Origin of the sequence: Streptobacillus notomytis (assembly GCF_001902585.1) — a bacterium.
In the GTDB taxonomy this organism is placed as follows: Bacteria; Fusobacteriota; Fusobacteriia; order Fusobacteriales; family Leptotrichiaceae; genus Streptobacillus; species Streptobacillus notomytis.
The window spans coordinates 23,420-47,103 of record NZ_LKKV01000034.1 but is presented as its reverse complement, the minus strand read 5'-3'; the positions used below and the strand labels follow the sequence as shown (position 1 = coordinate 47,103).

At 24.6% G+C, this 23,684-nt stretch carries 22 protein-coding genes; all 22 read left to right on the top strand.

Features of this window, described 5'->3' with window-relative positions; genetic code table 11:
• Position 1 precedes the first annotated feature (1 nt).
• The 22 genes from prmC (at position 2) to BUE91_RS01300 (ending at position 23,681) form a co-directional block, all read left to right on the top strand.
• Positions 2–1,081 carry a peptide chain release factor N(5)-glutamine methyltransferase gene (prmC, locus tag BUE91_RS01405; protein ID WP_073507706.1) on the top strand — a complete coding sequence of 360 codons (1,080 nt, stop codon included), beginning with the start codon at positions 2–4 and terminating at the stop codon, positions 1,079–1,081.
• Positions 1,081–2,109: a tRNA preQ1(34) S-adenosylmethionine ribosyltransferase-isomerase QueA gene (queA, locus tag BUE91_RS01400; protein ID WP_066900634.1), complete on the top strand. Its 1,029-nt coding sequence runs from the start codon at positions 1,081–1,083 to the stop codon at positions 2,107–2,109. The genes prmC and queA overlap by 1 nt, the downstream gene beginning before the upstream one ends.
• Complete coding sequence (gene rsmD, locus BUE91_RS01395; protein ID WP_066900631.1) at positions 2,106–2,657, top strand: 16S rRNA (guanine(966)-N(2))-methyltransferase RsmD; 552 nt, start codon at positions 2,106–2,108, stop codon at positions 2,655–2,657. Before queA ends, rsmD begins: the two co-directional genes overlap by 4 nt.
• Before the next feature lie 8 nt (positions 2,658–2,665).
• The gene (gene xseB, locus BUE91_RS01390; protein ID WP_066900630.1) at positions 2,666–2,863 is read left to right on the top strand and encodes an exodeoxyribonuclease VII small subunit; all 198 of its coding nucleotides are present in this window, start codon (positions 2,666–2,668) and stop codon (positions 2,861–2,863) included.
• A 3-nt stretch (positions 2,864–2,866) separates the two neighbouring features.
• Complete coding sequence (locus BUE91_RS01385) at positions 2,867–3,715, top strand: polyprenyl synthetase family protein (RefSeq protein ID WP_073507705.1); 849 nt, start codon at positions 2,867–2,869, stop codon at positions 3,713–3,715.
• Positions 3,715–4,464: a purine nucleoside phosphorylase YfiH/LACC1 family protein gene (locus BUE91_RS01380; protein ID WP_073507704.1), complete on the top strand. Its 750-nt coding sequence runs from the start codon at positions 3,715–3,717 to the stop codon at positions 4,462–4,464. The genes BUE91_RS01385 and BUE91_RS01380 overlap by 1 nt, the downstream gene beginning before the upstream one ends.
• A 1-nt stretch (position 4,465) precedes the next feature.
• Positions 4,466–4,759 carry a hypothetical protein gene (locus tag BUE91_RS01375; RefSeq protein WP_066900624.1) on the top strand — a complete coding sequence of 98 codons (294 nt, stop codon included), beginning with the start codon at positions 4,466–4,468 and terminating at the stop codon, positions 4,757–4,759.
• A 42-nt stretch (positions 4,760–4,801) separates the two neighbouring features.
• The gene (secA, locus tag BUE91_RS01370) at positions 4,802–7,408 is read left to right on the top strand and encodes a preprotein translocase subunit SecA (RefSeq protein WP_073507703.1); all 2,607 of its coding nucleotides are present in this window, start codon (positions 4,802–4,804) and stop codon (positions 7,406–7,408) included.
• A gap of 54 nt (positions 7,409–7,462) precedes the next feature.
• Positions 7,463–8,065, top strand: coding sequence for a hypothetical protein (locus tag BUE91_RS01365; RefSeq protein WP_073507702.1), 603 nt, complete (start codon positions 7,463–7,465; stop codon positions 8,063–8,065).
• 246 nt (positions 8,066–8,311) lie between these two features.
• Positions 8,312–9,289: a methionine ABC transporter ATP-binding protein gene (locus BUE91_RS01360; protein ID WP_073507701.1), complete on the top strand. Its 978-nt coding sequence runs from the start codon at positions 8,312–8,314 to the stop codon at positions 9,287–9,289.
• Complete coding sequence (locus tag BUE91_RS01355; RefSeq protein ID WP_073507700.1) at positions 9,286–9,930, top strand: methionine ABC transporter permease; 645 nt, start codon at positions 9,286–9,288, stop codon at positions 9,928–9,930. Before BUE91_RS01360 ends, BUE91_RS01355 begins: the two co-directional genes overlap by 4 nt.
• Position 9,931: 1 nt before the next feature.
• Positions 9,932–10,726, top strand: coding sequence for a MetQ/NlpA family ABC transporter substrate-binding protein (locus BUE91_RS01350; RefSeq protein WP_066900613.1), 795 nt, complete (start codon positions 9,932–9,934; stop codon positions 10,724–10,726).
• A 90-nt stretch (positions 10,727–10,816) separates the two neighbouring features.
• The gene (ytvI, locus tag BUE91_RS01345; protein WP_066900611.1) at positions 10,817–11,920 is read left to right on the top strand and encodes a sporulation integral membrane protein YtvI; all 1,104 of its coding nucleotides are present in this window, start codon (positions 10,817–10,819) and stop codon (positions 11,918–11,920) included.
• A gap of 58 nt (positions 11,921–11,978) precedes the next feature.
• A complete protein-coding gene (gene mltG / locus BUE91_RS01340) occupies positions 11,979–12,917 on the top strand; it encodes an endolytic transglycosylase MltG (protein WP_066900609.1) in 939 nt (312 codons plus the stop codon).
• The gene (locus tag BUE91_RS01335; protein WP_073507699.1) at positions 12,914–14,050 is read left to right on the top strand and encodes a SpoIID/LytB domain-containing protein; all 1,137 of its coding nucleotides are present in this window, start codon (positions 12,914–12,916) and stop codon (positions 14,048–14,050) included. The genes mltG and BUE91_RS01335 overlap by 4 nt, the downstream gene beginning before the upstream one ends.
• A 1-nt stretch (position 14,051) precedes the next feature.
• Complete coding sequence (tilS, locus tag BUE91_RS01330) at positions 14,052–15,245, top strand: tRNA lysidine(34) synthetase TilS (protein ID WP_073507698.1); 1,194 nt, start codon at positions 14,052–14,054, stop codon at positions 15,243–15,245.
• Entirely contained in the window at positions 15,235–17,280 is a 2,046-nt protein-coding gene (ftsH, locus tag BUE91_RS01325; RefSeq protein WP_073507697.1) for an ATP-dependent zinc metalloprotease FtsH, read from the top strand. The genes tilS and ftsH overlap by 11 nt, the downstream gene beginning before the upstream one ends.
• A gap of 114 nt (positions 17,281–17,394) precedes the next feature.
• Positions 17,395–17,586 (top strand): 50S ribosomal protein L32, encoded by a 192-nt coding sequence (rpmF, locus tag BUE91_RS01320; RefSeq protein ID WP_066900601.1) that lies wholly within the window; start codon positions 17,395–17,397, stop codon positions 17,584–17,586.
• 441 nt (positions 17,587–18,027) lie between these two features.
• Positions 18,028–20,367 carry an endonuclease MutS2 gene (locus BUE91_RS01315; protein ID WP_073507696.1) on the top strand — a complete coding sequence of 780 codons (2,340 nt, stop codon included), beginning with the start codon at positions 18,028–18,030 and terminating at the stop codon, positions 20,365–20,367.
• 10 nt (positions 20,368–20,377) lie between these two features.
• Positions 20,378–21,751, top strand: coding sequence for a cysteine--tRNA ligase (gene cysS, locus BUE91_RS01310; RefSeq protein WP_073507695.1), 1,374 nt, complete (start codon positions 20,378–20,380; stop codon positions 21,749–21,751).
• On the top strand, positions 21,752–22,795 hold the full coding sequence (mreB, locus tag BUE91_RS01305) for a rod shape-determining protein (RefSeq protein WP_073507694.1): 1,044 nt from the start codon (positions 21,752–21,754) through the stop codon (positions 22,793–22,795).
• A 1-nt stretch (position 22,796) separates the two neighbouring features.
• Positions 22,797–23,681, top strand: coding sequence for a hypothetical protein (locus BUE91_RS01300; RefSeq protein ID WP_073507693.1), 885 nt, complete (start codon positions 22,797–22,799; stop codon positions 23,679–23,681).
• The last annotated feature ends 3 nt before the right edge of the window (positions 23,682–23,684 follow it).

Genomic DNA, 23,684 nt, shown 5'->3' with positions numbered 1-23,684 from the left:
TATGAAAGACACTTTATTAACATTACTGAATAAATCAGTTAAATACTTAGAAAATAAAGGTGTCTTTAAACCTAGATTTGTTGCAGAAAAGATACTATCTGAAATTTTATTACTTGATAGAATTTCTCTTTATTCAAATTTTGAAAGAATAATTTCAGAGGATGAAAAAAAAAGGATAAAGGATAAACTATTAAATTATGATTCTAATAAAAAAGAAGAAATAGTACTTGAAACTATTAGAGATTATTATGAAAAAATTAAAGTTTATTTGGATAAAAAAGGTATAAATGAAAGTAATATCATTACAAACATTATTTTTTCTAATTTATTAAATATTGATATGAGTTTATTATTTACTAAATACAATACCAGTATTAATGAAGACCAAAAAAATAAGCTAAGAGATATATTAAAAAAAATAGTTGAGAAAAAAATACCTATACAATATATATTTAATGAACAAATTTTCTATGGTTATTCATTTTATGTAGATAAAAATGTTTTAATACCTAGAATAGATACAGAAGTTGTAGTAGAAAAATCTTTAGAATTAATAAATAAAATAGATGAGCCTAAAGTTTTAGATATAGGAACAGGAAGTGGAGCTATAGCTTTAGTAATAGGGCTTGAAAATAGAAGTAGTAAAGTTTTAGCTGTTGATATATCAGAAAATGCTTTAAAAGTAGCTAAAAAAAATTTAGAAATATTAAATGTAGAAAATGTGAAAATTTTACATTCTGATCTATTTTCAAATGTTACGTATAAGGAATTTGATTTAATTGTTTCTAACCCTCCTTATATATCTCGTGATGAAATAGGAATTATGTCAGAAAATGTTTTATTACATGAACCACAAAATGCTTTATTTGCAGATGATGGAGGACTATATTTCTATTTTGAAATATCAAAAAATGCACAAAATTATTTAAAAGATAATGGATATTTACTTTTTGAAATAGGTTATTCTCAAGGAAGTAAAGTAAAAGAAATTATGGAAAAATTTGGATATATTGAAGTATTAATTGGTAAAGATTTAACTGGAAATGAAAGATATGTTTTTGGTAAAAAGAAAGGAAATTAATGAGAGTTGAAGATTATGATTTTGATTTACCTTTAGAATCTATAGCACAGCATGCAATAGATCCAAGAGATCATTCAAAATTATTAGTTTTAAATAAAAATAATGGAACTATAGAAGATAAAAAATTCTATGATATTATTGATTATCTTACCCCTAATGATATTTTAGTAATTAATAGAACTAAAGTTATTCCAGCTAGATTATTTGGTAAGAAAGAAAATGGGGTAATATTAGAATGTTTTTTATTAAAAAGAATTGATTTAAAAAAATGGGAAGTTTTACTAAAACCTGCCAAAAAATTAAAAATGAATGATAAATTAATATTTTCAGATAAATTATCAGCAACATTACTAGAAATTAAAGAAGATGGAAATAGGATAATGGAATTTGAATTTGAGGGTGTATTTGAAGAAATACTTGATGAGTTCGCTGAAATGCCATTACCACCATATATTACTGAAAAATTAGAAGATAAAAGTAGATATCAAACAGTTTATGCTAAATCAGGAGAATCTGTTGCAGCACCTACTGCAGGATTACATTTTACTACTGAATTACTTGAAAAAATTGAAAAAAAGGGTATAACAATATTAGAAGTTTTTTTAACTGTTGGTCTTGGAACTTTTAGACCAGTTCAAGTAGAAAATGTTGAAGATCATATAATGCATAGTGAAGAATATATTATTCCTGAAAAAACTGCAAAGATAATAAATAAAGGTAAAAAAGAAGGAAAAAGAATAATAGCAGTTGGTACAACATCTATTAGAACACTTGAATCATCACTTGATGAAAATAATAATTTAATTGCACAAAAATCTGAAACAAGTATATTTATATATGGTGAATATAAGTTTAAAATAGTTGATGCACTAATTACTAATTTTCATTTACCTAAATCAACTTTAATAATGTTAATTTCATCTTTTGCTAGTAAAGATTATATTATGAATGCATATAAACATGCAATAGAAAATAATTATAGATTTTTTAGTTTTGGTGATGCAATGTTTATACAAGGAGAATTATGAGAATTACATCAGGATATTTAAAAAATAGAGTTATTTTAAGTAGAATAGGTAAAGAGACTAGACCTACTCTTGAAAGAGTAAAAGAAGCGATTTATAGTATTATTTCAACTAAGGTTGAAGATGCAATTTTCTTAGACTTATATTCTGGTACTGGGAATATGTCTTTTGAGGCTATGAGTCGAGGAGCTAGTAGAGCTGTAATGATTGAAATGGATAGAGAGGCTTTAAGAGTAATTATTGAAAATGTCAATAATTTAAACCTTGAAAAAAAATGTAGAGCATATAAAAATGATGCTTTACGGGCTATAGAAATATTAGAAAATAAAAATGAAAAATTTGATATAATTTTTATGGATCCACCATACAAAGAAAATTTAACAGAGAAAACATTAAAAAAAATTTCTAACCATAATATATTAAATGAAGATGGTATAATAATTTGTGAGCACGGTAAATATGAAAAATTAGAAAATGAAATTGGAGATTTTGTTAAATTTGATGAAAGAGAGTATAATAAAAAAGTAGTGACATTTTACAAGAAAAAATAGGAGTGAATATGGAAAATAAAAATTTTGAAACTATTTTAGAAGAAATTAAAAAAAGTATAGTTAAATTAGAAAGCTTTGATATATCTTTAGATGATTCTATATTAGAATATGAAAATGCTGTTAAATTAATAAAAGAAGCTGAAAAAAAATTAAAAGAAGTTGAAGGTAAATTAGAGGTAATAAAAATAAATTTCGAGAAAGAATAATATATGGAGAAATATTTAAAAAATATAAAGAAGGATGTAGATGAAAGCATAAAAAAGGTTTTAAAAAAACATAAATCAATAAAAGAAATTGATGAAATGTTGGAATATGCAGTTCTTTTAGGTGGTAAAAGAATAAGACCAGCAATTATGTACTTACTTGCCGATATATATAAAAAGGATAAAAAATATATAGAAAATGAAGCAGTTGCTATAGAATTAATACATGCCTATTCTTTAATACATGATGATTTACCTTGTATGGATAATGATGCTTATAGAAGAGGGAATTTGACTGTACATAAAAAATATGGTGAGTCTAATGCTGTTCTTGTAGGAGATGCATTATTAACATTAGCTTTTTCTGTGCTTGCAGAATCAGAATATTCTAATAAATATAGTATAGTTGCACTTTCATATTATTCAGGACATAAAGGTATGATATTAGGTCAGTATTTAGATTTATTAAATGAAAATAAAAATAATATGGATTTTAATGATTTAATGGAAATAAACTTGAATAAGACAGCAATGCTTTTAATGGCTACGGTTGAAATTGCATCTATTAGTTTATCTATAAACATAGAAGCTAGAAATGCACTTAGAAAATATATACTATATCTTGGATTAGCTTATCAAATACAAGATGATATTTTAGAAGCAGAATCTAGTTTTGAAAAAATTGGTAAAGAAAATACTGATGATAAGAATAATAAATCAACCTTTCCTAAAATATTAGGTTTAGAAAAATCTAAAATGTTAAAAGAAAAATTTACAAATGATGCAATAGAAATAGTAAAAGATAATCAAAAATTAGTAGATTTTGCACATTATTTATTAAACAGGGAGTATTAATGTTTAAAGAAGAAAAAAATCTTTATATCATAGATGAATTTTTAAAATATAATTGCATAGCTGCTTTTACCAAGAAAGAATTGGGGAATATGGCAGATTATATAAATAATGATAATCCAAAGAATAATAGGGAAAATGCACTTTCTATATTGGGAATTAGTGATAAAAAAATTGTTTTTGCATTACAAAAACATACAAATAATATTATTGATATACCTAATGATGCTGATATTGAAGCATTAATAAATATTGAAAATGTTGATGGTTTTGTTACAATGAGAAAAGATGTAGCTATATTTACTTTTTATGCAGATTGTTTACCTATTTATATTTTAGATAAAAAAAATTTAGCATACGGTTTAGCACATTCTGGTTGGGCAGGAACTACAAAATTTGTAATACATAAATTAATTGATAAAATGATTAGTACATATAATAGTAAAAAAGAAGATTTATTAATAGCTCTTGGTATAGGTATACATATTGATGATTATGAGGTTGGAACTGAGTTTTTAGAAAATTTTAAAAATGTATTTCCAAATCATTTTCAAAAGTGTTTTAAAGAAATTAATGGTAAAATATTTTATGATAATACATTATTAAATAAATTATTGGCACTAGATTATGGGATATTAGAATCTAATATAGTTATAGATAATAGAGGTGTGAAAATTGCTAATACATTTTCTCATAGATTAGATAAGGATAGTATTGGTAGATCTGCTGCTATAATATCAATAAAGGAGTAAAATGCAACAAAAAAATAGGTTAATTTCTATTTTTATGCTTTCACTTTTATTTGTAATTATGAATAATAAAACACTTAATAATTCGAGTAATACTATTCATATTGATAGAATGATAACAAGCTTTTTAAAAATAGAAAAAAAAGAAAATGAAAATATAAATATAGAAAATAATATAGAAAAATTTTTTCTTAAAAATACAAGGATTATAAGAAAAAATAATATAATATCTTTTTGGAATATTTTTTTTACATACAATAAAATTTATGGTAGAAATAATTTAAAATATATAGAATAAAAATTTCCTTTTTTAAAATATATAATATTAAAAGGAGTAAAAATGAAAATAATAGATATAATTAATAAGATATTTGGTTCATCTGATGAAAAAATTATAAAAAAAATGAAAAAACAAGTAGAAAAAATTAATGCATTAGAACCGACTATGGAAGCATTAAGTAATGAAGATTTGGCAGCTAAAACGCAAGAGTTTAAAAATAGATTAAAACAAGGAGAAACGTTAGATGATTTATTAGTTGAAGCTTTCGCTGTAGTTAGAGAAGCTGCTAAAAGATTAACAGGTATGAGAATATATGATGTTCAGTTAATAGGATCAATGATAATACATAGTGGTAAAATTGCAGAAATGAAAACAGGTGAAGGAAAAACCTTGATGTCAACTTTAGCAATATATTTAAATGCTTTAACTGGAAAAGGTGTGCATGTAGTTACAGTAAATGACTATCTAGCTAAAAGAGATAGAGATACTATGGCACATATTTATGATTTCTTAGGTTTAACTTCAGGAGTAATAATAGCTAATTTGGATAATGAAACTAGAAGAGAACAATATAATTGTGATATAACTTATGGAACAAATAATGAATTTGGATTTGATTATTTAAGAGATAATATGGTTCATGATCCAAGTGAAAAAGTTCAAAGAGAACATAATTATGCTATAGTTGATGAAATTGATTCTATCTTGATAGATGAAGCTAGAACACCATTAATAATTTCAGGTCCAGCAGAAGAAACAACTCATTGGTATGATGTTTTTGCTAATGTAGTATTAAGATTAAAGAGAAGTTACAAAACAGAAGAAATAAAAGATAAAAAAAATACTGTTATTCCAGATGAAGACTGGGAAGATTATGAAGTTGATGAAAAAGCTAAAACAGTTACAATAACTGATAAAGGTATAAAAAATGTTGAGAAAATATTACAAATTGATAATCTTTATTCACCACAATATGTTGAATTAACTCATTTTTTATCACAAGCATTAAAAGCTAAGGAATTATTTAAAAGAGATAGAGATTATATAATAAATGAAAAAGATGAAGTTATTATAGTTGATGAATTTACAGGTAGATTAATGGATGGTAGAAGATATTCTGATGGATTACATCAAGCTATAGAAGCTAAAGAACATTTAAAAGTTGCTGGAGAAAATCAAACATTTGCAACAATTACATTACAAAATTATTTCAGAATGTATGAAAAATTATCTGGGATGACAGGTACTGCTAAAACAGAAGAAGAGGAATTTAAACAAATATATAAACTTGGAGTTGTAGTTGTTCCAACTAATAAACCGGTAATAAGAAAAGATTTACCTGATGTAATATATCAGACAACTAAAGCTAAATACAAGGCTATAGTTAATAAAATAATAGAGTTGTTTGAAAAAGGTCAACCAGTTTTAGTTGGTACGGCATCAATAGAACATTCAGAGTTGCTTTCATCATATTTAACTAAAGCTAAAATTCCTCATGAAGTTTTAAATGCTAAATATCATGAAAGAGAAGCTGATATTATAGCACAGGCTGGTAGATATAAAAATGTTACTATTGCAACTAATATGGCAGGACGTGGAACAGATATTAAATTAGGTGGAGATCCAGATTCATTAGCGATTAAAGTAGCTGAACGTGGAACGTCTGAATATTATGAGGCTTATAAGACTTATGAAAAAGAATGTCAAGAAAATAAAGAAAAGGTTCTTGCAGCAGGTGGATTATTTATTTTAGGTACTGAAAGACATGAAAGTCGTAGAATTGATAATCAATTAAGAGGAAGAGCAGGTCGTCAAGGAGATACAGGAGCTTCTGAATTTTATTTATCTTTAGAAGATGATTTAATGAGATTATTTGGAGGAGATAAACTTAAGTCAATGATGAAAGCTTTAAATATACCTGAAGATGAGGATATTAGACATGGAAGAATATCTAAAGCTGTTGAAAATGCACAAAGAAGAATTGAAAGTAGAAATTTCTCTATAAGAAAAAATCTTATTGAATATGATGATGTAAATAATAGACAAAGAGAAGTTATATACAAGCAAAGAGATCAAATATTATATAATAAAGAAATTAGAGAATTGATTTATGATATGATAGATAATACAGTTGTTTCTGTTGTGGATGATATATTATCTCCTAATAAATCAGAATGGGATTTTGAAAATCTTAATTCAAAAATTTATGAAATATATGGATTTGAATTACCTGATTTAGTTTATGAGGCTTCAAAATTAGATGAAATTTATGATATATTATATAATGAAGTTAAAAATAGGTATGATAATAAAGTGTTAGAAATAGGAGAAGAACAATTTTCTAGAATAGAAAGATATATTATGCTTGAAGTACTTGATCAAAAATGGAGACAAAACTTAAAGGATTTAACAGAATTAAGAGAAGGTATAAACTTACAATCTTATGGACAAAAAAATCCTGTTAATGAGTATAAAATTTCAAGTACAGATGTATATAATGATATGATAGATAGTATTAATAGAGAAACAACATCTTTCTTATTAAAACTAAAATTAAATGTACCAGAAGAATTAATTAATGTAAATGAAGAAATTGAAGTTATTGATTCAGATAATGAAAGTTTTGAGTTCAAGAGCAGAAGAGAAAGAATAGAAGAAAATGAATAAATTTAAAAAGAGAATTTTTTATAAATTCTCTTTTTACTTAAAGGAAGTGAAATAATGATTAATAAAATTATAAAAAAAGAAGATATATACGAGGTTATGTATAATGAATTTTATTCTAAGAATGAAAATTTAATATTAAATGAAGAAGTAGTTTTTGAGGATATATTAAAATATGATAAAACAAAATTAAAGCAATTAGCAAAGCTTAAGTTTAAAATGAAGAAATTTTTTTATGATATTCAATTTAAAAAAATTTTTGAGATATTTAATAATGATGATTTTTCTAAATCAAACACGTTTATAACTAATACTTTAAATAAAGTAGAAATAACAAAAGCTGTAAAAGAAATGGATAATTATAAAAGTATTATTATTCATTCAGATATTTTAGTAAATTTACAAAATAAATTAATATGTGATAAAGGCTGCCCTCTTAACTCTTCTAAGGTTGAAGATGAATTAAAATTAAAAATTATACTTAATAATGATATAACATTAAATGATAATGGAGAATATATCTCATATGTTTTAGAAAATAGTATATATGATTTTAATGTTGATATTGTTAATGAAAAAAAGGAAAATAGAGCAGTTGTAAATGTTAGGTATGGTTTTGATATTGTAAATAATATTATTAGAATAATTAGTAAAGATTAATCATATTTAAAATATATATTATTATATATATTGTATACTTGTAATTTATATAAATATATGATACTATTACTTTGTAATAATTTTGGAGGAAAAAATATGATAAATAAAGTAGTTACATTTAAAATGAATATGATGCACATGTAATAAAAGCTTGTATTTTTGGGTACAAGCTGTTTGTGTTTGTGCCTTGAATGTAACTAGTTAAGTCAGGCACTAAAGCCTGACTTTTTATTTTAAGGAGGAATAATGTCATACCTAACAATAAAGAATTTAACCAAAAAATTCAATGAAAAAATAGCTGTTGATGATGTTAGTTTAGAGATATCAAAGGGAGAAATATTTGGAATAATTGGTTTATCTGGTGCTGGAAAATCAACCTTAATTAGAATGATAAATAAGCTAGATAGTCCAACTAAAGGAACTATTTATCATGAAAATAAAGATATTTTTAAATTTAATGATTTAGAAACCAGGGAATATAGAAAAAAAACATCTATGATATTTCAAAATTTTAATTTATTATCATCAAGGACTGTATTTGAAAATGTTTCTTTACCTTTAGAAATATCAAAATTTTCAAAAAGTGAAATTGATAAAAAGGTAAATGAATTACTTGTGTTGGTTGGATTAGAAAATTTTAAAGATGAATATGTAAATAATTTAAGTGGAGGACAAAAACAAAGGGTAGCTATTGCAAGAGCTATATCTACTAATCCCGATATATTATTATCAGATGAATCTACTTCAAGTTTAGATCCAATAACATCTAATTCAATATTAGAATTATTAAAAGATATAAATAGTAAATTAGGAATAACTATTATATTAATAACACATCAAATGGAAGTTATTAAGAAAATATGTGATAGAGTAGCTGTTATGAAAAATGGTAAATTAATAGAGGTCTCTACAGTAAAGGAATTATTTATTAACCCTAAGATTGATTTTTCAAGAGAATTAATAAGTGATTTAAAAATAGAAGTTCAAAAAGGAAGAGCTAATACACTTAATTTGATTTTTGATGGAGATCAAGTTGATAAACCTTATGTTTCAGAACTTACTAGAGAATTTAATTTGGATATTAATATACTTAGTGGTTCCATTGATACATTAGCAAGTGGAGTAAAAATAGGGCATTTAAACATAAGTATAGAAACAAATAATATAGAAGAAATAATAAATTGGTTGGAAAATGTTGGAATTAGAGTAGAGGTGTTAAAATGATTATTAAAGCCATATTAGAAACAATATATATGATATTTATTTCAATAAGTATAGCAAGCATCATTGGATTGCCATTAGGTATATTATTGTCAATTACAAGAGAGGGATCTATTTCAGAGAATAGAACTTTAAATAAGATTCTTGATTTAATAATAGTTAATATAACTAGATCAATACCATTTGTAATTTTGATAGTTCTTTTGATTCCTTTATCAAGATTAATAGTTGGTAAATCATATGGTACAACGGCATTTATTATTCCTTTATCAATAGGAACAGCACCATTTGTAGCCAGAATTATAGAAAATTCATTAAATGAAGTTAGTTATGGATTGATAGAAGCTGCTATTTCAATGGGAGCTACTAATAAAGATATAGTATTTAAGGTGTTAATACCTGAAGCAATACCTTCAATAATTAATGGATTAACTTTAACTTTAATTTCACTTGTAAGTTTTTCTGCTATTGCAGGTATAATTGGTGGTGGAGGATTAGGTAACTTAGCTGTTATAGAAGGCTTTCAAAGAGGTAATTATAAATTAATGTATTTATCAACGTTTATATTGATAGTTATAGTTCAAATAATACAATTTATAGGAACTAGAATAGTAAAATTTATTGAAAAGAAAAGAGGAAGGTAATATGTTTAAAAAAATAATATTAGTATTTTTAACTTTTATTGTATTATCATGTGTTGGAGGAAAATCTTCTGATGAAAATAGTAAAAAATTAATTTTAGGAGTTTCTCCAATACCGCATCAAGAAATAGCAGAATTTATTAAAGATGATTTAAAAGCTGAAGGTATAGAACTTGAAATAGTTGTATTTAATGATTATGTTCAACCCAACATATCATTAAAAGATGGAAGTATAGATGCAAACTATTTCCAACATATACCATATATGGAAACATTTGGTAAAGAAAATAATATAGAAATGGTTAGTGCAGGTGCTATACATTTAGAACCTTTAAAAGCATATTCAAATGTAGTTAAGAATATAAATGAAATAAATGAAGGATCAGAAATTTTAATTCCTAATGATCCAACGAATAGAGGAAGAGCACTATTATTATTAGATGCTTCAGGTTTAATTAAATTAAATAGTAGAGAAAAATTAGATGCAAATATTTCTGATATTGTAGAGAATTCTAAAAAATTAGTAATTACAAGTTTAAATTCAGAGCAAATTGCACCTAGATTATCTGAAGTTACTTTAGCTATTATTAATACAAATAATGCTTTAGCTTCAGGAATTACAGGAGATAAAGCTGTAATAGTTGAAGGTAAGGATTCTCCTTATGTAAATATAATTACAGTATTAAAAGGTAAAGAAAATGATGAAAAAATACAAAAATTAATTAAAGTTTTACAAACTGATAAAGTAAGACAATTTATAATGGAAAAATACAATGGAGAAGTAGAAGTAGGTTTTTAACTTAATATATTAGACTAAGGTAAATCAAATTGACTTAGTCTTTTTTGTTTAGTATAATTAATATATATAAATAAGAAATGAGTGTGAAAAATGGAGAATAGACAGGAATTTAGTTTGAAAAGATTTTTACCTTTAATATACATGATAACAGTTATATTAATAGCCTTAATAGCCTTTAAAGCGTCTTTATATTTATTACCATTTGTGATTGCATTCATAGTGGTTACGGTAACTAGAGGTCCAGTTAATTTTTTGGTAAATAAGTTTAATTTTAGTCACAGAATATCAAATATGATAGTAATAATGTTATTTTATTTAATAATACCTGTGATATTAATTTTATTATTTATTAGATCGTATAATGAAATATATAATCTTTCAAATTGGTTGATAAAAAATACTAATACCTTAAAAAATATTAGTTCGGAATTATTTGAAAAATTTGGATTTTTTGAAAGATTATTACCTTCAGTTGCAATAATACCAATTAAGAATTTTATGGGAATGGCACTTTCTAAATTAGCTAATTTAGGATTTGTAATTGCTAACTACATTTTATCTTTGACATTAAAATTACCAGTACTTTTTGTATATGTTATAATAACAATTACGGCGACATTTTTAATGGCAGGAGATATAGAAACGGTTCATAATTTTTTTGAACAACAGTTTCCTAAAATATGGTTAGAAAAATTTGAACAAATTAGAGTTAATGTAGTTGGAGTAGCTTGTCAGTATTTAAGAGCTCAATTAATATTATTATCATTATGTTTTACAGAATTAGTAGTGGGATTAAGTATAATAAATATATTTGTTAGTTCGATAAACTATGTTTTTTTAATGTCAATGCTTATAGCATTATTTGATGCCTTACCTATATTTGGTGCAGGAGGGATATTGCTGCCATGGACAGTTTATTCTTTTTTAACTGGCAATTATTTATTAGGTTTATCAATTTTATTTTTATATATATTTATTGCTGGAATGCGTATAACGCTTGAACCACGTATTTTAAGTAAGAATTTGAGTATAAATCCACTTTTATCATTAATTTCATTATTTGTTGGATTTAAAACTTTTGGAGTAGTTGGATTTTTCTTTGGTCCGATAATTTTAACTATTATGATAATATTGTTCAAAGAAGAAATTAATAAAGGATTTTTCAAGATACTTGCAGGAGAATTTGTTAAATAATTATAATTAAATATACATATCAAATAAAATGATATGTATATTTTAATAAAGGAGAAAAATGAAAAAGAAAATGATAATACCATTACTATTTTTATTATCTTTAGCTTACGCTATTATAGATTTTAAATTTAATAAAAAAGAAGTTAAAGAAGAAATAATTTTTGTAGGTAAAGGTGAAACTATAAAAAAAATATATGAGAAATTTAATTTTAAATACAATATATTTGATAAAATTTATTTAAAGTTTAATCCAGACTTGTCTAATATTAAAGAAGGTAAGTATAGATTTAAGGATAAGATTATATCTAAATATATGTTGTTAAATGGAATGCCAAATAGATATATATCATCAGATAATATTACTTTGACTATACCAGAAGGGTTTACTCAAAAAAAGGTTCTTGCTAGAATTGAAAGATTGGGATTAGCCACAAAAGAAGAGATGATAAAGGCTTTAAATTCTGTTGATTTCCCATATTACCATGAAAAAGATAATTTTGATGGATATCTTTATCCAGAAACATATCTAATTCCTAAAGGAGCAAAACCATTAGATGTAGCTAAAATTATATTAGGTGAATTTGTGAGACAATTTCCACCTAAAAAATATCCAGATAAAAAGAAATTTTATGATGATATTAAATTAGCATCTATAGTAGAACTTGAAACAGGAGAATTCGAACATAAATCTAAGGTTGCAGGTGTTTTCAAAAAAAGATTAGGAATAAATATGTTGCTTCAATCTGATGCTACATTAAAATATGAATTAGGAAGAAAAGCTTATAAAAAAGAATTGATGAAAAGTCAATCGCTATATAACACATACAAGCATAAAGGGTTACCACCTACACCAGTATGTAGTCCTTCAAAAGAAACAATAATAGAAACAATTAATGCAAAAGAAGGAGAACATTTATTCTTCTTTATGAATGGAAAGGACACTTATTATTCAGAAACTCATGATGAACATTTAAGAAAGAGAAGATCATTAAAATGAAAAAATTAAAATTAGTATTTTTATTTTTCCTTTTATTTTCATGTTCTACTATAGAATATAAGACGATAGAAAATGCAGGTGTTAAAGTTAGGGAAGAAAAAAAATTAAAAGATGATATTAGAGTAAAATTAACAAATTTAGAAAAGCAAAATCTAGATTTTGAATTAGATAGTAATATGTTAATAAATAAAGAATATCCAAAAAATTTAAAATTTATTTTAGAAGCAATTGATAATAAAATACATATGAATGGCAAAATATATGATGAAATTACTATTACAAATAAAAATAGTATAGTAAAAATTGATAAATATTCTTTTTATGGAGATATGTATATTAAAGCTGTTGATTCTAAATTGATCATAATAAATACATTAAATATGGAAAAGTACTTATTGGGAGTAATACCTTATGAAATGCCAGCTTCTTTTCCATTAGAAGCTTTGAAAGCTCAAACTGTAATTGCAAGAAGTTATGCATATAAAAATATTTTGAGAAATAGGGAAAAATTTGATGTTTATGATAATGTTTTATCACAGGTTTATAAAGGTATAGTAGATAAAAACATTGAAAATGTTAGAAAAGCAATTGATGAAACTAATGGAGAAGTAATAGCACATAATGGTAAAATAATAGATGCTGTTTTTCATTCATATAGTGGAGGATATACTGCAAGTGGTAAAGAAGTCTGGGGAAATGATGTTCCTTATTTACAAGCTATTGAGGATAATTATTCTAAAGATGTTCATTCATCTGTATTAACTTGGGAATATAAGATAGATAATAACATTATTATGGATAAAATAGGATTTAAAGTTTTTGATTTTGATATTTACTATACTGATAGTAATAGAGTTTCAAAATTGATATTATATAATAAAGATAAAAGTAAAGAAATTTCTTATACAGGTAATAATTTTAGAAAAGAGTTTTCACCTTCTAAGATAAAATCCACTTCATTTGCATTAGATATTACAAATGATGGTTTAAATGTTGTTGGTTCAGGTTATGGACATGGAGTAGGATTTTCACAATGGAGTTCAAGATCTATGGCTATAGATCATAATATGTCTTATGTTGATATAATACATTTTTTCTATAAAGGAGTTGAAGTAGTAAAGAAAGGAGAATAAAATGTTTAGAAATTTTATTGAAGCTAATAATTTAATTGAAAAAAATGATAAAATTTTGATAGCTTTTTCTGCTGGACCAGATTCAGTATTCCTTTTAGAAAAATTATTAGAAATAAAAGAAGAATATAATTTAGAATTACACTTAGGGTATGTAAACCATAATTTTAGAGATGATGTGTATAAAGATATAGCGTTAGTAAAAAAAATTGCCAATAAATATAGTTTAAAATATACTATATTAGATATTAAATTGGAAAAATTTAGTGAAGAAAAGGCAAGAGAATTAAGATATCAAGCTTTAAGTAATTTGAAAAAAGAGATAGGATATATAAAAATTGCGACAGGGCATAATAAAACTGATAATGCTGAGACTATTCTATTTAGAATAATAAGAGGTACAGGACTAAATGGTCTAGAGGGTATAAAGGTTAAAAGAGATGATATTATTAGACCTATATTATACATTTCAAAAGATGACATACTTAATCAAGTGTATAATGAATACATAATTGATAAAACAAATCTTGAAAATAATTACAGTAGAAATAAAATTAGAAATTTAGTTTTTCCAGTACTAGAAGAAATTAATTCTAAGTATATAGATAATATAGTTAAAATTCACAAAAATGTTGTAAATATAAACGATAAAAAATATGAATATATTTTGAATAGTTTAAATGAAAAAAATATAAAATTAAATACAAAAAAAATTGAACAAATATATAATATTTTAGATAAAAATGAAACTAAAATTATAGATTTGGGTAATGAATATATTTGGTATAAGTCATATGACAATAATAAAATATTAAAAAAAACTGATCTACAAAAAAGCTCAGAAAACATTATACTTACTTTAAATAATGAAGTAGAATTTAATGGGTTTAAGGTAGGTTATGTTGACTCAACTAGACTTGAAAAAATATCTAATAGAATGTATAATATACTTAGTTTAGATACTTTTGATGAATATTCTACATTTGTTGTTAGAACTAGAATAAATGGGGATAGATTGGATAATAAAAAGTTGAAAAAATTATTTATAGATAATAAAGTTGATAAGTTAATAAGAGATAAAATGCCAGTAGTTTTGTATGAAAATATGCTAATGCTAGCAGGATATTTTTTTAAGACAAGAAGAAAAGGGTCTATAAATAAATATTACTTATATATTAGGAGAAATGATGGAAGATAAAAATATTAAAGATGATGAAGTTCTTGATGAACAAAATGAAAATCAAGAATATATTCAAAATCAAGATGAAAAAAATAAGGAAGAAAAATCTAAAAAAAAGGTATATATTTCTGATGATGAAAATGCTGAAGAGATTAAAAAAAGAATAGAAAGTTTAAAAAATAAAAATAATAACATCTCTTTCAGAGTTAAACCACCTATATTCTTTTTATTTATACTTGTAATTATGTCTACACTTTTCTATTTTTATGGAAATAAGGTAGCTTTATTTGAAGAAAAACGTGAAATTAGTTATACACAATTTGTAAATAAGGTTAAACAAGGTGAAATTAAAGAAATTAGAGAAAATCAAGAAAAATTAACTGGTATAAAAAAAGTTGCTGGAAAAGTAGAAGTTTTTGAAACTAATAAATTGACTGATAGATTAGGTCAAGATAATTATTTAATGGAGATTGCAAAAGAAAAAAATGTTAATATTGTTGTATTAGGTACACCTTTATCTTCAATGATAACACGTATTATTTTTAGTTTTGCTCCATTACTTATCTTATTATTATTTTTCTATTTTATTAATAAGAAAATGATGGGTGCTTCTGGAGGAGGAATAGGTAACCCATTTAATATTGGAAAAGGAAAAGGAAAAATAAGTGAAAGACCAAATGTTAAATTTTCAGATGTTGCAGGATTAACAGAAGAAAAAGAAGAATTAAAAGAAATAGTAGAATTTCTAAAAAATCCAGCAAGATTTGAAAAGGCAGGAGCAAGAGTACCTAAAGGTGTCTTATTATTAGGTGAACCAGGTACAGGTAAAACATTACTTGCAAAAGCTGTTGCTGGTGAATCTGAGGCAGCCTTTTTCCCTATTTCAGGTTCTGAGTTTATAGAACTTTATGTTGGTGTTGGGGCTTCACGTGTTAGAGAATTATTTAAAGATGCTAAAAAAGAATCACCTGCTATTATATTCATAGATGAAATAGATGCTGTAGGTAGAAGAAGAGGACAAAATAAAAATGGTGGTGGAGGAAATGAAGAAAGAGAACAAACTCTAAACCAATTATTAGTTGAAATGGACGGATTTGATACAGATCAAAGAATTATAGTAATGGCAGCCACAAATAGATCAGATGTTTTAGACCCTGCATTATTAAGAGGTGGAAGATTTGATAGAAGAATTGAAGTTTCAAAACCAGATGTTAAAGGAAGGGTTGAAATACTTAAAGTTCATAGTAGAAATAAGAAATTAGCATCTGATGTAAAATTAGAAGATATAGCTAAAATAACTCCTGGATTTGTAGGAGCAGATTTAGAAAACTTATTAAATGAAGCCGCCATTCTTGCTGCAAGAAGAAATAGTGATGAGATCACTATGGAAGATTTAGATGAAGCAGTAGATAAAGTAGGAATGGGATTAGGACAAAGAAGTAAAATAATTTCAAAAAGAGATAAGGATATGTTAGCATATCATGAAGGTGGTCATGCTTTAGCTGCAACTTTAATACCTGGTGCAAATAAAGTTCACAAAGTTACAATAATACCTCGTGGAGATGCTGGAGGATATATGATGCCTTTACCTGAAGAAACTTTAGGTAAAACTAGAAAACAAATACTTGCTGAAATAAATGTACTATTTGCTGGAAGAGCAGGAGAAGAATTAATGATGGATGATATAGCAACTGGTGCATATTCAGATATTAAAAGAGCAACTGAGCTTGCAAAATTATTAGTTTCTAGTGTTGGTATGAGTGAACTTGGACCAATAAATTATGAACATTCAGATAATGGATTTACGTTAAGTTCTGATTTAAGTAATGAAACAGCTAGAGAAATTGATTTAGAAGTTAGAAAATTATTGAAATTTAAATATGAAGAAACATTGAATTTGTTGAAGGATAATAAAGATACATTAGAAAATATAGCTACTTTATTAAAGGAAAAAGAAACTGTTACTGGTTCTGAAATTAGAGCATTAGTTTCAGGATTATCAGTAAATGAAGTGTTAGAACTTGATGATGAACAATTAGAAAAATATTACTAAATATGTAGAGTATACCTTGACAAAGATATAAAAATTTTGTAGAATAGATTGTATTAATACAAAATTACATGTAATGACATAATTACAATTAGATTATGTAGAAAGGAGCTCAAAATGGCAGTACCTAAGAAAAGAACATCAAAAGCGAAAAGAAATATGAGAAGAGCACATGATTCAATAAATGCTCCAAAATTTGTTGTTGAAGCAAATGGTAGTGTAAGAAGACCTCACAGATTAAATCTTGAAACAGGTGAATATAGAGGAAGAAGAGTACTAAAAGCGTCAGCAGAAGAAATAGTTGAATAGATAAGAAAAAATAAAAAGTTATTTGTGAACTATAATAAGAATAACAGTCTAATTTGAAAGGACTGTTTTTTTATTTTTATATGTACCCTCTTTACTGGAAAAAGCAGTAATGAGGGTATTTTCGAATTCAAAAAAGAAATATTAAAAAATAAAACTAGAATAGGTAGAAAGTTAAGTGGTTAAATAATAATACTTTTGAAATATTTAATGAATTACTAGATAATTTTGTATATGCTTAAAAAATATCATAATAAGTTTAAAGTTACTAAGATTATTTAAAATATTGGAGGTTTTTAATTGTAATAGAACTAAGAAAGTTTAGTTAAAAAATATTGTTATTTTCATTGTATTTTCAAATATTTTAGCTACTTTATAGATATTCACAAAATATACAAAATATGATATAATTCAAAATTATAGAGTACAATGAAGGATAACATTATGAATAAAAAATATGAAGTATTAGAATACCATAAAATACTTAATAATTTAATAGATAAATCAAAATTAGAATCAACTAAAGAAAAATTTATAGATTTAAAAATGTTTAAAGAAAAAAGTGAGTTAGATAAGGAATTTGCTATACTCCAAGATTTAATAGACTTTTACAAATTTGACGATGGATTTGATTTAAGTCAATTATCAAGTATAAATAGATTTTTAAAAGTTATTTCAATTTTTGGAAATTATTTAGAAGTTGATGAATTACATGAATTAAGAAAAAATTTGGTGATTTATAGAATATCTAAATCAAGGTCTAAAAATGTTAGAGATAAATATAAGCAAATATGGAATATATTTAAAGATTTAAATGATTTAAAAGATATTGAGAATTTTATAAATGAAGTAGTAGATGATAATGGAAGTATAAAAGATGATGCTAGTTTAACTTTGATTGATATTAGAAAACAAAAAAATATCATTTTTAATAATATAAAAGAAAAGTTTGAAGCATTAATAAATAATAAAGATACACAAAGAGCAATACAAGATAAGATCATTACTAAAAGAAATGAAAGATATGTTATTGCTATAAAAACAGATTTTAAGGGACTGGTAAGAGGAATAGAACATGATAGATCTTCAACAGGTTCAACTTCATTTATAGAACCTTTAAATGTTGTATCGTTAAATAATAAATTAAGAGAATATGAAGCAAGAGAAAAAGAAGAAATAAGAAAAATACTTTTAAGATTAACAGAAATACTTAGAGGTAAACTTGAAGATTTAAAAGTTGTTGAAGAATTGTTAGAAAGACTTGATTTTTTAAATGCTAAAGTTGAGTATGTATTGGAAACAAAATCAAATATTCCTAAAATAGTTAATAATGTAAAAATACATTTAGAAGATGCAAGACATCCTTTTATAGATAGAGATAAAGTAGTACCTTTAACTTTTGATTTAGATGAAAATGATAAGGTTATGTTAATTACTGGTCCAAATACAGGAGGTAAGACAGTAACATTAAAAGTTGCAGGATTATTCACTTTAATGGCATTATCTGGTTTAGCAATACCAGCTAGTGATAAATCTATAATAGGTATGTTTGATAATGTTTTATCTGATATAGGAGATGAACAAAGTATAGAACAGAACTTGTCATCTTTTTCTTCTCATGTTAGATCAATTTCAGAAATATTAAATGAAGCAACTTCGAAATCTTTAATATTATTAGATGAATTAGGATCAGGAACAGACCCTAGTGAAGGAGCAGCCTTTGCAATGGCTATAATTGATCATATACTTGAAAGAAAAATAAAAGCACTTATAACAACACATTATAGTCAAGTTAAGGCACATGCATACACTCATTCGGGAATAAAATCAGCATCTATGGAATTTAATGCTGAAACTTTATCTCCAACATATAGATTATTAGTTGGTATACCTGGAGAATCAAATGCTTTGATAATTGCCTCAAAATATGGAATAAACGAAGAAATTATTGAGAATGCTAGATCATATATTAGTGAAGATAATAGAGAAGTTGAAAAAATGTTAGCTTCAATAAAAGAAAAAAATGATAATCTTGAAATTATGAATTTTGAGATTGAAAAACTTAAACAAGAACTTGTAGAAGCTAAAAGTGATTATGAAAATAAGTTAGCTGAGTTTGAAAAAGAAAAAAACAACATATTAAAAGATGCATATAAAAAAGCTGACGACTATATTAAAGATATGCAGAATAAAGCAAAAGCCTTAGTTGATAAAATCAATTCAGATAATATTAAGAAAGAAGAAGCCAAAATACTACAAAAAAATATAAATATGATAAGACAATATATAGAAGATAGTAAAAAAGAAAATATTGTTGAAAAGAAACATATTAAATCTAATTTGAAATTTGAAATAAATGAAGAAGTTTTGGTGAAAACATTAAATCAAGTTGGAAAAGTTCTTAGAATTATTCCAGAAAAAGAATCTTTACAGGTTCAAGCAGGAATTTTAAAAATAACTGTTGCCTTTGAAGATGTTGCTAAAATACCTAAGAAAAAGAATAATAGTTTTACTAATGTGATTAATTCAAAGGTTACTCATGTTAAAGGTGAAATTGATGTTAGAGGAAAAATTGCAGAAGAAGCAATAGAAGAAATAGAGATATATTTTAATAGAGCTATTTTAAACGGGTTCACTAATGTTGCAATTATACATGGAAAAGGAACTATGATTCTTAGAAAAAAAATACATGAATATCTTAAAAAGTCTGTTTATGTTTCAGAATTTAAAGATGGACACCCTAGTGAAGGTGGACTAGGTATTACTATAGTGACATTGAAATAGAGGAGAAAAAATGAAAATATATAATAGTTTAAATAATAGATTAGAAGAATTTATACCTATTAATGAAAACAAAGTTGGAATTTATGTATGTGGACCAACTGTGTATAATTATATACATTTTGGTAACTCAAGACCTGTTATAGTTTTTGATACTCTTGCAAGACATTTTATAAATCAAGGTTATGAAGTTTCATTTGTTCAAAATTTTACAGATATAGATGATAAAATTATTAATAAAAGTATAGAAGAAGCTATTTTATTTGAGGAAATTTCAAAAAAATATATAGCAGCTTTTATGGAAGATATTTCTAAATTAAATATACTTGATATTGTAAAAAGACCAAAAGTAAGTGAATATATACCTGAAATTATACAAATGATAGAAGGGCTTATTGATAAGGGATATGCATATATTTCAGATGGAGACGTTTTTTTTAGAGTTAATAAATATTCAGAATACGGTAAGTTATCCAATCAAAGATTAGAAGATTTATCAGTTGGTGTAAGAATTAGTAAAGATGATAAAAAAGAAAATCCTCTAGATTTTGTATTATGGAAAAAAATGAAAGAAAATGAACCTTATTGGGATTCACCTTTTTCTAAAGGTAGACCTGGTTGGCATATTGAATGTTCTGTAATGAGTAGAGAATTTTTAGGAGATAATTTTGATATACATGCAGGAGGAATAGACTTATTATTTCCTCATCATGAAAATGAAAGAGCTCAAAGCATTTGTTTTTGTAATGAAAAATCTTCCTTTGCAAATTATTGGCTCCATAATGGTTTCTTAGAAATAAATGGAGAAAAAATGAGCAAGTCCTTGGGTAATTTTATTACATTAAGAGAAGTTTTAAAAAATTATTCTGGAGATGTAGTTAGATTTTTCATGTTATCAACCCATTATAGAAAACCTATAAATTACTCTATAGAGAATTTGGAAATATCTAAAAAAACATTAAATTCAATAATAGATAATATTGATAGATATAAGCAATTAGTAGTTGATAATAATTCAAATATTGAGATCATAAAAGATATAAATGAGTTTGAACTTAATTTTAATTCAGCTTTAAATGATGATTTAAATACGCCTTTGGCAATATCGTGTATACATGATTTAATTAGAAAAACTAATAGACATTTAAATTCATCAGTATTTAAAGAAATTGTACTAGTAATTGAAGTTTTAGAAAAATATATAATTAATGTTTTGGGGATAAAGATGGAAAAAGATAAAAATGACATTTTAAGTGAAAAATTAATAGAATTATTAAATAGAATTAGAGAGGATGCTAGAATCAATAAAAATTATGCATTGTCTGATATGATACGTGATGAACTATTAAAGTTTGGAATAAAAACAGTTGATAGGAAGGTAAAATAAATGCTTAATAAAAATTTTATAAAAAGAATAATAAGATCTCTTAGAATAAATAAGAATATATCAATAGATTTAGGTACTGCTAATATACTTATATATGATAAGCAGGAAGATAAAATAGTTTTAAATGAACCATCAGTTTTAGCAAGAGATAAAAAAACTGGAAAAGTTATTGCTGTTGGTAAAGATGCAAGAGAAATGTTAGGGAAAACGCCTGATAGTATTGAAGCTATTAAGCCTCTTAAAGATGGAGTAATTGCTGATTTAGATGCAACTCGTGAAATGCTTTCGCATTTTATGTATAAAATATATGGAAGTTCAATATTTAAACCAGAAGTAATGATTTGTGTTCCTTTAGAAGTTACTCCTGTAGAAAGAAAAGCATTATTTGATTCTGTTAGTGGAGCTAAAAAGATATATATAATAGAAGAAGGAAGAGCTGCAATTATTGGTTCAGGAATTGATATATCTAAACCAGCTGGTAATATGGTTATAGATATTGGTGGAGGTTCAACTGACGTTGCTATACTTTCATTAGATGAAGTTATAGCTTCAAAATCTATAAGAATTGCTGGGAATAAATTTGATGAGGATATAGTAAGATATGTAAGAAATAAATATAATTTATTGATAGGTGATAGAACAGCAGAAAAGATTAAGAAAGAATTAGCTACTGCAACATATGAAGAAGAACCTAAAGTAATGACTATTAAAGGGAGACAATTAGAAGTTCAAACACCAGTTTCTTTAGAAATTAATTCTAATGAAGTTTATGAAGCTATAAGATCATCGCTTCATTCAATAATTAATACAGCTAAAGAAGTACTTGAAAAATCACCACCTGAATTAGCTGCTGATATCTTAGATAATGGTATTGTAATGACGGGTGGAGGTTCTATGATTAAGAATTTCACTACATTGGTAGAACAGGAAGTAAAGGTAAAAGTGTACTTATCAGATCATCCGTTAGATTCAGTTGTTCTTGGTGGAGGAAAGGCGTTTGATAATAAGAATTTATTGAAAACATTACAAATGAGAGAAAATTAATATGGAAATATTTAAAAATGAAATATTAAATTTGAAAAAAAGTGCAACTTTCATGTTTTTTGCAGATAATAGGATATCTTTATTAGAAAAAGCTAAAATATTTACATCTATGTTACTTAATGAATTTAATACGGATGTATTATCTCATCCAGATGTAAGTTATTACTTTGAATTGAAAATTGATGATGTAAGGGAAATAATAATAGGTTCAGTTGAAAGTCCATATATTTCTGATAAAAAAATATATATCATTGATTCAATTGAAACTATAAAGAAGGAACCTTTGAATGCACTTTTAAAAGTAATAGAAGAACCGCCACAAAATGTATATTTTATACTACTTACAAGAAGATTAGAGATACTTGAGACTATTAAATCAAGATCTATAATATTAAATTTAAACTTAAGTGTAGATACTGAGAATATAACTAAAAATATAGAAATGTTTAATTTTTTAGAAAATAATGTTGATTATTTAAATATGTATCTAGATAGAAAAGATTTAATTGATTTAGAAGTATATAAAATAGATTCTTTAGAAGAGGCTGTTAACTCTATTAAAAACTATTTTGATGAAATAAATGTATTTACAGTTATATCATATCAATATGCAATAGATTATTTAATAAATAATATTAAATTTATGAAAGAAATTGATGTAATAATTTTAAAAGATGATCTATTGTCAGTATTATTAGTAAATAATGATAATAAAAAAAGTAGAGAAAGAATAAAAACATTTATGAATACTTGTATAAATAAATATTCTAAATTTAAAACTTTAAATTATCTTGAAGAATTATTAGAATATAAGTTAGCAATAAATTCTAATGTAAATTTGAAAATATTAATGTTTTTATTTATAGATACTTTATCTAAAAATTGAAAA

Coding starts and splice junctions, on each gene's coding strand:
- prmC (WP_073507706.1), top strand. CDS start 2: ATGAAAGACACTTTATTAACATTACTGAATAAATCAGTTAAATACTTA.
- queA (WP_066900634.1), top strand. CDS start 1,081: ATGAGAGTTGAAGATTATGATTTTGATTTACCTTTAGAATCTATAGCA.
- rsmD (WP_066900631.1), top strand. CDS start 2,106: ATGAGAATTACATCAGGATATTTAAAAAATAGAGTTATTTTAAGTAGA.
- xseB (WP_066900630.1), top strand. CDS start 2,666: ATGGAAAATAAAAATTTTGAAACTATTTTAGAAGAAATTAAAAAAAGT.
- BUE91_RS01385 (WP_073507705.1), top strand. CDS start 2,867: ATGGAGAAATATTTAAAAAATATAAAGAAGGATGTAGATGAAAGCATA.
- BUE91_RS01380 (WP_073507704.1), top strand. CDS start 3,715: ATGTTTAAAGAAGAAAAAAATCTTTATATCATAGATGAATTTTTAAAA.
- BUE91_RS01375 (WP_066900624.1), top strand. CDS start 4,466: ATGCAACAAAAAAATAGGTTAATTTCTATTTTTATGCTTTCACTTTTA.
- secA (WP_073507703.1), top strand. CDS start 4,802: ATGAAAATAATAGATATAATTAATAAGATATTTGGTTCATCTGATGAA.
- BUE91_RS01365 (WP_073507702.1), top strand. CDS start 7,463: ATGATTAATAAAATTATAAAAAAAGAAGATATATACGAGGTTATGTAT.
- BUE91_RS01360 (WP_073507701.1), top strand. CDS start 8,312: ATGTCATACCTAACAATAAAGAATTTAACCAAAAAATTCAATGAAAAA.
- BUE91_RS01355 (WP_073507700.1), top strand. CDS start 9,286: ATGATTATTAAAGCCATATTAGAAACAATATATATGATATTTATTTCA.
- BUE91_RS01350 (WP_066900613.1), top strand. CDS start 9,932: ATGTTTAAAAAAATAATATTAGTATTTTTAACTTTTATTGTATTATCA.
- ytvI (WP_066900611.1), top strand. CDS start 10,817: ATGGAGAATAGACAGGAATTTAGTTTGAAAAGATTTTTACCTTTAATA.
- mltG (WP_066900609.1), top strand. CDS start 11,979: ATGAAAAAGAAAATGATAATACCATTACTATTTTTATTATCTTTAGCT.
- BUE91_RS01335 (WP_073507699.1), top strand. CDS start 12,914: ATGAAAAAATTAAAATTAGTATTTTTATTTTTCCTTTTATTTTCATGT.
- tilS (WP_073507698.1), top strand. CDS start 14,052: ATGTTTAGAAATTTTATTGAAGCTAATAATTTAATTGAAAAAAATGAT.
- ftsH (WP_073507697.1), top strand. CDS start 15,235: ATGGAAGATAAAAATATTAAAGATGATGAAGTTCTTGATGAACAAAAT.
- rpmF (WP_066900601.1), top strand. CDS start 17,395: ATGGCAGTACCTAAGAAAAGAACATCAAAAGCGAAAAGAAATATGAGA.
- BUE91_RS01315 (WP_073507696.1), top strand. CDS start 18,028: ATGAATAAAAAATATGAAGTATTAGAATACCATAAAATACTTAATAAT.
- cysS (WP_073507695.1), top strand. CDS start 20,378: ATGAAAATATATAATAGTTTAAATAATAGATTAGAAGAATTTATACCT.
- mreB (WP_073507694.1), top strand. CDS start 21,752: ATGCTTAATAAAAATTTTATAAAAAGAATAATAAGATCTCTTAGAATA.
- BUE91_RS01300 (WP_073507693.1), top strand. CDS start 22,797: ATGGAAATATTTAAAAATGAAATATTAAATTTGAAAAAAAGTGCAACT.